Genomic DNA, 8,089 nt, shown 5'->3' with positions numbered 1-8,089 from the left:
ATCTTTGGCAATCTCGTGTGTTTATTGAGACATTAACTCACATCTTTTTCTATCTCGTGTGTTTATTGAGACATTAACTCACATCTTTTTCAATCTCGTGTGTTTATTAAGGCATTAACTCACATCTTTGGCAATCTCGTGTGTTTATTAAGGCATTAACTCACATCTTTGGCAATCTCGTGTGTTTATTGAGACATTAACTCATATCTTTGGCAATCTCGTGTGTTTATTAAGTCATTAACTCACATCTTTCCACTATCTCTTACCTCTTTTCACCCTTCAACTCACATCATACTCATTCTCCAATTATTACCTAGGTAATACGCCTTTTGGTATTGGATTTTTATATTCATTTTTACTACGGAATTGTTTAAATTCTTGTTGTACTTGTGATCTTAAATTGGGGTTATCTAATAGTTCTATTGCTGTATGTGCCATTGTCATTGCAGCGTTACTTGTGCCTTGTACTGCTAAGTTTGATAATCCTTGGCTTGTCATTTGCCATGTATGTAATGGTGTTCCGATAGCTGAGGTTGCACATGACACTTGGCCAGTTGGTACTACCCAACTTACATCAGATACATCGGTAGAACCTGATAATATATGATCTGTCTCTTTATATGGACTGACTTTATCGTATATATATTTACCTTCTAAAGCCTCTTCATCATCTAAAAATCCAAACCCTACTAAACTTGTTAATTTATTTTTTCGTTCATTGTCTGTTAATGAATTAAAAATTTCTTTTGCAAATTGTTCATCATCACGACTCGCTTGATACTCATAAATTTCATTTAATGAGTGATGTAATTGAGCGCCTAACTGTGTATTCGGAATATAATTTGAGCACCCTTTAACAAAGTCGATTTCTACTTCAGTTTCAGTCATTAAAGCAGCACCTTGTGCAATTTTCTTAATACGTTCATAGACATCATGAACAGTATCAATCGTCTTAGCACGAATCAAATATTGTACTGTTGCTGAGTCTTGTACAACACTTGGCGATGAACTACCTACATCGTGTAATGCATAATGGTATCTCACATCTTCTGTAACATGCTCTCTCAAATAATTCGCACCAACATTCATTAACTCGACAGCATCTAAAGCACTTCTACCAAGATGAGGGCTATTAGCAGCATGTGATGAAATACCTTTATAATGAAAATTCACTAAGTAATTGGCGAGTGACGACAAATTCATCACACTGTTAGAAGGTGATGGATGCCAACATAATGCAAAATCAACATCATCAAAAGCACCATCTCTAACCATGAATGTCTTACCAGAACCAATTTCTTCACCAGGACAACCATAGTATCTTACCGTACCTTCTAAATGATGATCTTCCATATAAGCTTTAACCATAGTTGCCGCCATAAGTGAACCTGTACCTAATAAGTTATGACCACATCCATGACCAACTTCATTGCCTTCATCATTTTTCGAAGCTGAATTTGGTGTTTGATATAAACCTGGTAACGCATCATATTCTCCTAAAATTGCTATGACTGGCTTACCTGACCCATATGAAGCAACAAAAGCTGTTTCAATTTCTGCTACTTTACCTTCAACTTTAAAACCCAATTCTTCGCATTGTTTCATAAGATATTCCGCAGATTGAAATTCTTTAAACTTTAACTCTGGATGATAAAATAAATATTCACTAATTGCCTTGAACTTGTCTAGATGCCTATCTCTATAATCTTTCAAAAACTTTACTCTACTCATAAAACCATCCCCCTTTAAATATAAATTTTACCATAAAGGTGTAATATATTCATTTAGAGGCATTTCTTATAACATATAAAAACACCAGCTACATCATCATAGCTGGCATTATATTATCTTTGTATTTGATTGGCATTTTCTATGGCTGTTATTTTGCCATTCTTTGTCGTTATTAATATTGAGAAGGAATTGTTTGGGTTATCATCATATACTAACCCATCGTTATTTTCTATCGTTGGTGTCCCGTGGACGGATTTAAATGCTTCTACTGTTACATTTGTTGGCGCTACGTATATATGTTCTGCTTTATCTTTACTATTATATCTTACTGCTACGTTGCCATATTTTTCTGCTTGAGATTGTCCAGCTTCTATACGGCCATCTGACTTCCCGAATTTCTTTTCAATGGCGTCTCGCGACAATCCAATACCTACTCCATAAAATCCGTTTCTTACATCAGCATTCATAAAGCCTTGGCTAAATTGAGTCGTTTGGACATCGATGCTTGGAGGATCGCCTTCTGGTTCCTCAGAATCATCACTGGATTCTTTGTCATGACTTTCCTCACTACTCGGTTCTTTATCAGCTGTTTGTTGATTACTAGAAAATTCAATACGATTATCACCAGCAATAAATTGATACGCGATGAAACCAAATACACCAACGATTAAAAGTAGTAATACTAATATCATTCCCGAAAATATCTGTTTCAAATTCCTTCCTCCGAACTGTAATTTTCATAAAAAGTTTATAAATGTATTGTAATTCATATCGTTTGTGGTGAATATATTTTAAGTTTACTTTATTGTTATAAACTCATATTACTAACTTACCATTTTTCTTCTCCGACATCTTCGCCCCAATCAAACTCTTCTTCTTCATATCTTCCACCATCTGCTACAAATTGTCTCAGACGTTCCTTATATGAATTAGGTTTTTCTACTATAATTTGATTAGGTTTTACTTTCACGATAAGTTCGTCACCAATTTTCATACCTGCTTTTTCAAGCATTTCTTTAGTGACACTGATAAATTGTCCATTGTCATTTTCATATACTTTAGCAGATTCATTATTCATCGATTCACTCATGGGTATCACTCCTTTATCATGCTATCAAAGATATAATAACACAAAAAGAACACCACATATAGACGGACTATACATGGCGTTTATACCTTACACCAACACTTCTGTTTTATTTTCTACGCATTGTTGGACTGATGCTGCTACTTGATCGACGACTCTTTTTTCTAATGAATTTGGTATGACATAATTCGCATTGAGTTCGTCTTTATGAATGGTTGCTGCTATAGCTTTTGCTGCTGCAATTTTCATTTCAGTTGTGATATGTTGTGTCTTGGCATCTAATACACCTCTAAATATACCCGGGAATGCTAACAGATTATTAATTTGATTTGGATAGTCTGAGCGACCTGTTCCAACGATTGCTGCACCCGCTTCATACGCTTCTTCCGGATAAATTTCTGGTGTTGGATTCGCTAATGCAAAGATAATTGGATCGTTGTTCATTGATTGAACATGTTCTTTTGATAAGGCTTTTGGACCTGATACGCCGATAAACACATCTGCATCTTTAATAACATCTTCTAAAGTTCCTTGGATATTATCAAGGTTTGTATATTCAGCAATTTCTCTTTGCGCATCATTCAACCATTCTTCTGATTTATTTAAGACGCCTTCTAGACTAACGAGCGTAATGTTTTGATAACCCGCTTCTAACAATAATTTCGCAATCGCAATACCTGCTGAACCTGCACCATTTATAATGATTTTCGCATCTTTTTCTGCTTTATCTACAACTTTAAGTGCATTGATCAGTGCTGCAAGTACGACAATCGCTGTTCCGTGTTGATCGTCATGAAATACAGGTATATCTAATTCTTCTATTAAACGCTTCTCTATTTCAAAACAACGAGGTGCCGAAATATCTTCTAAATTGATACCTGAAAAATTAGGTTGTAACGCTTTAATGATTGAGATGATTTCTTCAGTATCTTTCGTGTCTAATGAAATTGGAAAAGCATCAACATTCGCAAGTTTTTTAAAGAGAATACTCTTACCTTCCATAACAGGAATGGCCGCTTTTGGACCGATATCACCTAAACCTAGTACTGCTGTTCCATCTGTAATAACTGCAATCATGTTACCTCTTGCAGTTAATGTATTTACTTTTGTTTCATCTTCAGCAATTGCTCTACATACTGCAGAAACACCTGGTGTATAGACAACACTTAAGTCTTCTTCTGAAGTCACATCTACTTTGCTCGTGATTTCAATTTTACCTGCGCGTTCTTGATGTAAATTTATAGATTCACCGTATTCATTACTTTCAGTCATTTTTAATTTCTCCTTATTTATTTATATTTAGCTTAATAATTTTAATAATAGTGATGCTAAGATTACGGTAGATACACCACCGATTCTAGTAGCAACTTGTGCAAACGGCATTAATGCCATACGTTTAGATGCTGATAATATCGCAACATCTCCTGTACCACCTAACCCACTATGACAACCTGTTACGATTGCTGCATCAACAGGATACATCTTCATTAATTTTCCTACGAAATAACCAGATAACATCATGACTAATACAACTGACGCACATACGATAACGTATGCTGGTGTTACAATCTTCACAACGTCTTCTAATGGAATATAAAGCATACCTAGACCGACCATTAACGGCCAAGTTAAACTTGTTGATATAAATTTGTATAAATTATGTGCTCCGTCTTCCATTTTGTGTGGCATCACTTTAAGACACTTAATTAATGTTGCAAATAAAATCATAATAACCGGTCCTGGGACACCAATGAATTTCTGACCAAGCGTACCAACAATAAAGAATGTACAAGCAATGAGTAAACCTGCACCCATTAGTGAGAAATCAATGACTTTTTCTTTCTCTTCATGAACTTCATTACCATCTTCAGATTTTACTAACTTCCCATTTCCTGAAAGATGCTTTTTCTTTTCACCTAAACGCATCATAAGTCCCGCACTAACAACTGCGAAGATATTCCCAATAACAGCTGCTGGAATCATTTGAGATACAAATGATTCTGCTGATCCACCTAAAATAGATGAATATGCAATAGATAATGGAAGTATCCCTTCACCAATACCGCCACCGATAATTGGTACAACGATATAGAAGAAAGTATGTTGTAAATCATATCCAAACAATAATCCAACTAACATACCTGCTACGACAGCTAATACTGTACCCACTATTAAAGGCACAAACATGCGTGTGAAACCTTGAATTAACATTTTTCTATTCATGCCTAAAATACTGCCGACTACTAAACAAGAAATATAGAAATACAAGAAATTAGATGTCTTCATCAAAGTCGTAACGGCTTCCATTGAAGATGTATTAATCACATTTAAAAATACTAAAATAGAAGGTACGAGCAATGCTAATATAGCTGGTCCACCTATTTCTTTTAATATAGGAATTCTCTGTCCTAAATCGCCAAGCAATATTCCTAAAATCATAATGACAGCAAATCCACCAATCATATCTGCTGGTAACGTATTATATACAGATGCTGTTAATATAATTGCAGCTAAGACAATGTATAACGGTAATGGTAATACACCAATTTTAGCTTTCATTAATTTTTCCCATAAGCTTTTTATATTATTTTGGATAGGTAACTCATTCTCGGTAACCGCTTCCAAATTGGTCTTCGTATTCATTTTTATCCCCCTTAATTGATATAAATTCATTTTATGAAAACGCAACCAAAAATTATAGCTTATGAAATTTTAATTATCTTTTTGTAATTAAAAAAACCAAACGAACTGAATCGTTTGGTTTTTTATTGAGATATATCATGACATATATCCTTGTAAATATTTTAAGTTGTCTTTGTTTAACTTGTAGAAGTATATCGGTCGGCCAATACCATATGTTAAAGACTCTTCCAGCACTTCAATATCGGTTAAGAATTTTAAATACTTTCTGACTGATACTCTTGAAATATTAACTGCTTTAGAAATATCATCTGTTGAAAATGCATGTTCTTCAAAGTCATTCATCTTCTCAATGATACTTTGTAACGTTTCTTTTGTGACACCTTTTGGCAATTTCAGTTCTGAATCATCTGTAACAACTTGTTTATTCAAGAACTCTGCATCAATATCTGCTTGTTTAATTTGATGATCACCTTTAAAGAAAGTCTGTCCTTGTTTGTATTTAAGTAAAGACTGCTTAAATCGTTCAAATTCAAATGGTTTAATTAAATAATCTACTGCACCATATCTGAAGGCTGTCTGAATATCTTCAGCATCTGTAGCAGCTGTTATCAATATCGCATCTACTTGATAACCTTGCTCTCTTACATATTTCAAAAAAGTTAAGCCATTTTCTTCTGGCATGTATATATCTAATAATAATAAATCGATTGTCTTCGATTGAATGATTTCCATTGCTTCTGTTACATTCTGTGCAAAATCAACTAACGCTTCAGGATCTACTTTTTCTATAAATTGACGATTGATTTGCGCAACCATTGGGTCATCTTCAACTATAAGTATATTTAACATTTATCTTCGTCCTTTTTCGGATAGTTTATAACAACTGAGAACTGTACATTTCCTGCTTCATGCGCATTGATTGATATTTGACCATCAAGCTTTTCAACACTTTGTTGAACAAGATGTAAACCATACCCTCTATTCTCTCCTTTAGAAGAAAAGCCTTTTTCAAATATATGTTCATCTAGTTCATGATTGAGCCCTATGCCTGAATCTATTACATCTATCATTAACTGATCTTGTTTATAGTTTAAGTGTACATCAATTGTTTTCTTTTTAAGTGATGATGATACTAATGAGTCTATACTATTATCTATTAAATTACCGATAATTGTAATCACTTCATGTGTAATATGTGAATCTTTCGGTTCTGGTATCGTAGCATGATTCACAATAGAAAGCTTGATTTGTTGTTCGCGTGCCAGACTAAGCTTACCAATTAAGAATCCAGCTAGTGCAGCATCTTTAACTTTCGATGTGATATCTCCACTTTCTTGACTACCGAGTTCAACAATTTCACGTATGTACTGTTTTAAATCATCATAATGTTCCATCTGCAACATACCAGAAATTACATGCAATCTATTACTAAATTCATGTGATTGGGCTCTTAACGTATCTGCATACGTCCGAACACCTACCAACTGCTCTGATAATTTATGCACTTCTGTCTTATCCCTAAACGTTGATATCGCACCTACTATGTCATTATTCACAATTAATGGTACTCTATTCACCAATATCTTCACACCATTAATATCTTGCTCTTTATCAAGTTCAGGCTTTCCAAGCTCAACAATCTTAGGCAATTGCGTCGAAGCCATATAATCATTAATTGGCATACCTATAGGATCTCCTTTAAGACCTGCTTTCTTAAAAATATCCATTGCAGACTTATTGACCAGATTAATTTTACCTTCTTTATCAACTGCCACAATCCCTTCATGAACAGACTGTAACATCGTATTACGTTCACCTAGAATTTTCGCGATGTGAGAAGGTTCAAGTCCTAACAAAATACGCTTAATATAAATCGATAATAAATACGCACCAATAGCACCGACAATTAAACCAATCACAGATCCAATAATAATTTTCTTATTGCCATCTGCCAAAGCCTCGTATACCGTCTGCATAGGCACACCAACCGATACCGCACCAACTTGCTTACCATCAGCATATATAGGTGTAAAAGCTCGCATTGTTAAACCAAGCGTACCTCTTGCAATAGACGTACCAGGTTTACCATGTAAGACGTCCCCTTCATCGCCACCTTTAAAATGCTTACCAATCAACTTCTCATTAGGATGAGACTTTCTAATGCCATTCATATCCATCACAACAATAAAACTCACGTCCGTTGTTTTTTGAATCTTAGACGTATAATCTTGAATTTTATGATCATCACTATCCTCAGCCAAAGACTTCTGCACAACCTCAGAACCCGCAATCGCCTTACCAATAACCTCTGCCTTCTCCTTTGTCGTACTATGAATCGTATCCTTAATCGTATTACTGATCAATAAACACGTAATTAATAAAGAAAATAACACCACAATACAAACCACAATAATCACAAGCGTACTCAACTTTAATCTTTGCTTCTTCAAAACATAACCGCCTTTAGTAAACATTACAAATGTTATTAATTATTAAGAATATATCATATTCTTAGTTTTCATATAATAAATCATTGGAAATTATCTAAAGTTGAATTTTTATGGATCGTAATTTTACATTTTATTAACCTTGAGAACAATTTTTGATAAAATATAGACAAATATCATA

Annotated in this window: 7 protein-coding genes; all 7 read right to left on the bottom strand. The window is 34.3% G+C overall.

Annotated features, from left to right (window positions below; all coding sequences use genetic code 11):
- Positions 1–309: 309 nt before the first annotated feature.
- The 7 genes from LQ677_RS14145 to dcuS all read right to left on the bottom strand — a co-directional run bounded on the left by LQ677_RS14145 (position 310) and on the right by dcuS (position 7,911).
- Positions 310–1,731, bottom strand: a complete 1,422-nt coding sequence (locus LQ677_RS14145) for an amidohydrolase (protein WP_239749068.1) — start codon at positions 1,729–1,731, stop codon at positions 310–312.
- A gap of 113 nt (positions 1,732–1,844) precedes the next feature.
- Positions 1,845–2,423 (bottom strand): hypothetical protein, encoded by a 579-nt coding sequence (locus tag LQ677_RS14140; protein ID WP_239749067.1) that lies wholly within the window; start codon positions 2,421–2,423, stop codon positions 1,845–1,847.
- A 137-nt stretch (positions 2,424–2,560) separates the two neighbouring features.
- Positions 2,561–2,821 carry an AbrB/MazE/SpoVT family DNA-binding domain-containing protein gene (locus LQ677_RS14135; RefSeq protein ID WP_239749066.1) on the bottom strand — a complete coding sequence of 87 codons (261 nt, stop codon included), beginning with the start codon at positions 2,819–2,821 and terminating at the stop codon, positions 2,561–2,563.
- A gap of 87 nt (positions 2,822–2,908) precedes the next feature.
- Positions 2,909–4,090, bottom strand: coding sequence for an NAD(P)-dependent malic enzyme (locus LQ677_RS14130; protein WP_037589142.1), 1,182 nt, complete (start codon positions 4,088–4,090; stop codon positions 2,909–2,911).
- Between the two features lie 27 nt (positions 4,091–4,117).
- Entirely contained in the window at positions 4,118–5,461 is a 1,344-nt protein-coding gene (locus LQ677_RS14125) for a 2-hydroxycarboxylate transporter family protein (RefSeq protein WP_239749065.1), read from the bottom strand.
- Positions 5,462–5,596: 135 nt separating this feature from the next.
- The gene (locus LQ677_RS14120) at positions 5,597–6,310 is read right to left on the bottom strand and encodes a response regulator (protein WP_239749064.1); all 714 of its coding nucleotides are present in this window, start codon (positions 6,308–6,310) and stop codon (positions 5,597–5,599) included.
- On the bottom strand, positions 6,304–7,911 hold the full coding sequence (dcuS, locus tag LQ677_RS14115; RefSeq protein ID WP_239749063.1) for a DcuS/MalK family sensor histidine kinase: 1,608 nt from the start codon (positions 7,909–7,911) through the stop codon (positions 6,304–6,306). The genes LQ677_RS14120 and dcuS overlap by 7 nt, the downstream gene beginning before the upstream one ends.
- Positions 7,912–8,089: the final 178 nt, after the last annotated feature.

It is taken from the genome of Mammaliicoccus sp. Q-M61 (genome assembly GCF_022386055.1).
GTDB lineage: Bacteria > Bacillota > Bacilli > Staphylococcales > Staphylococcaceae > Mammaliicoccus > Mammaliicoccus sciuri_A.
Note: the sequence above shows the minus strand (reverse complement) of the source record. Positions and strands in the feature narration are given on the sequence as shown.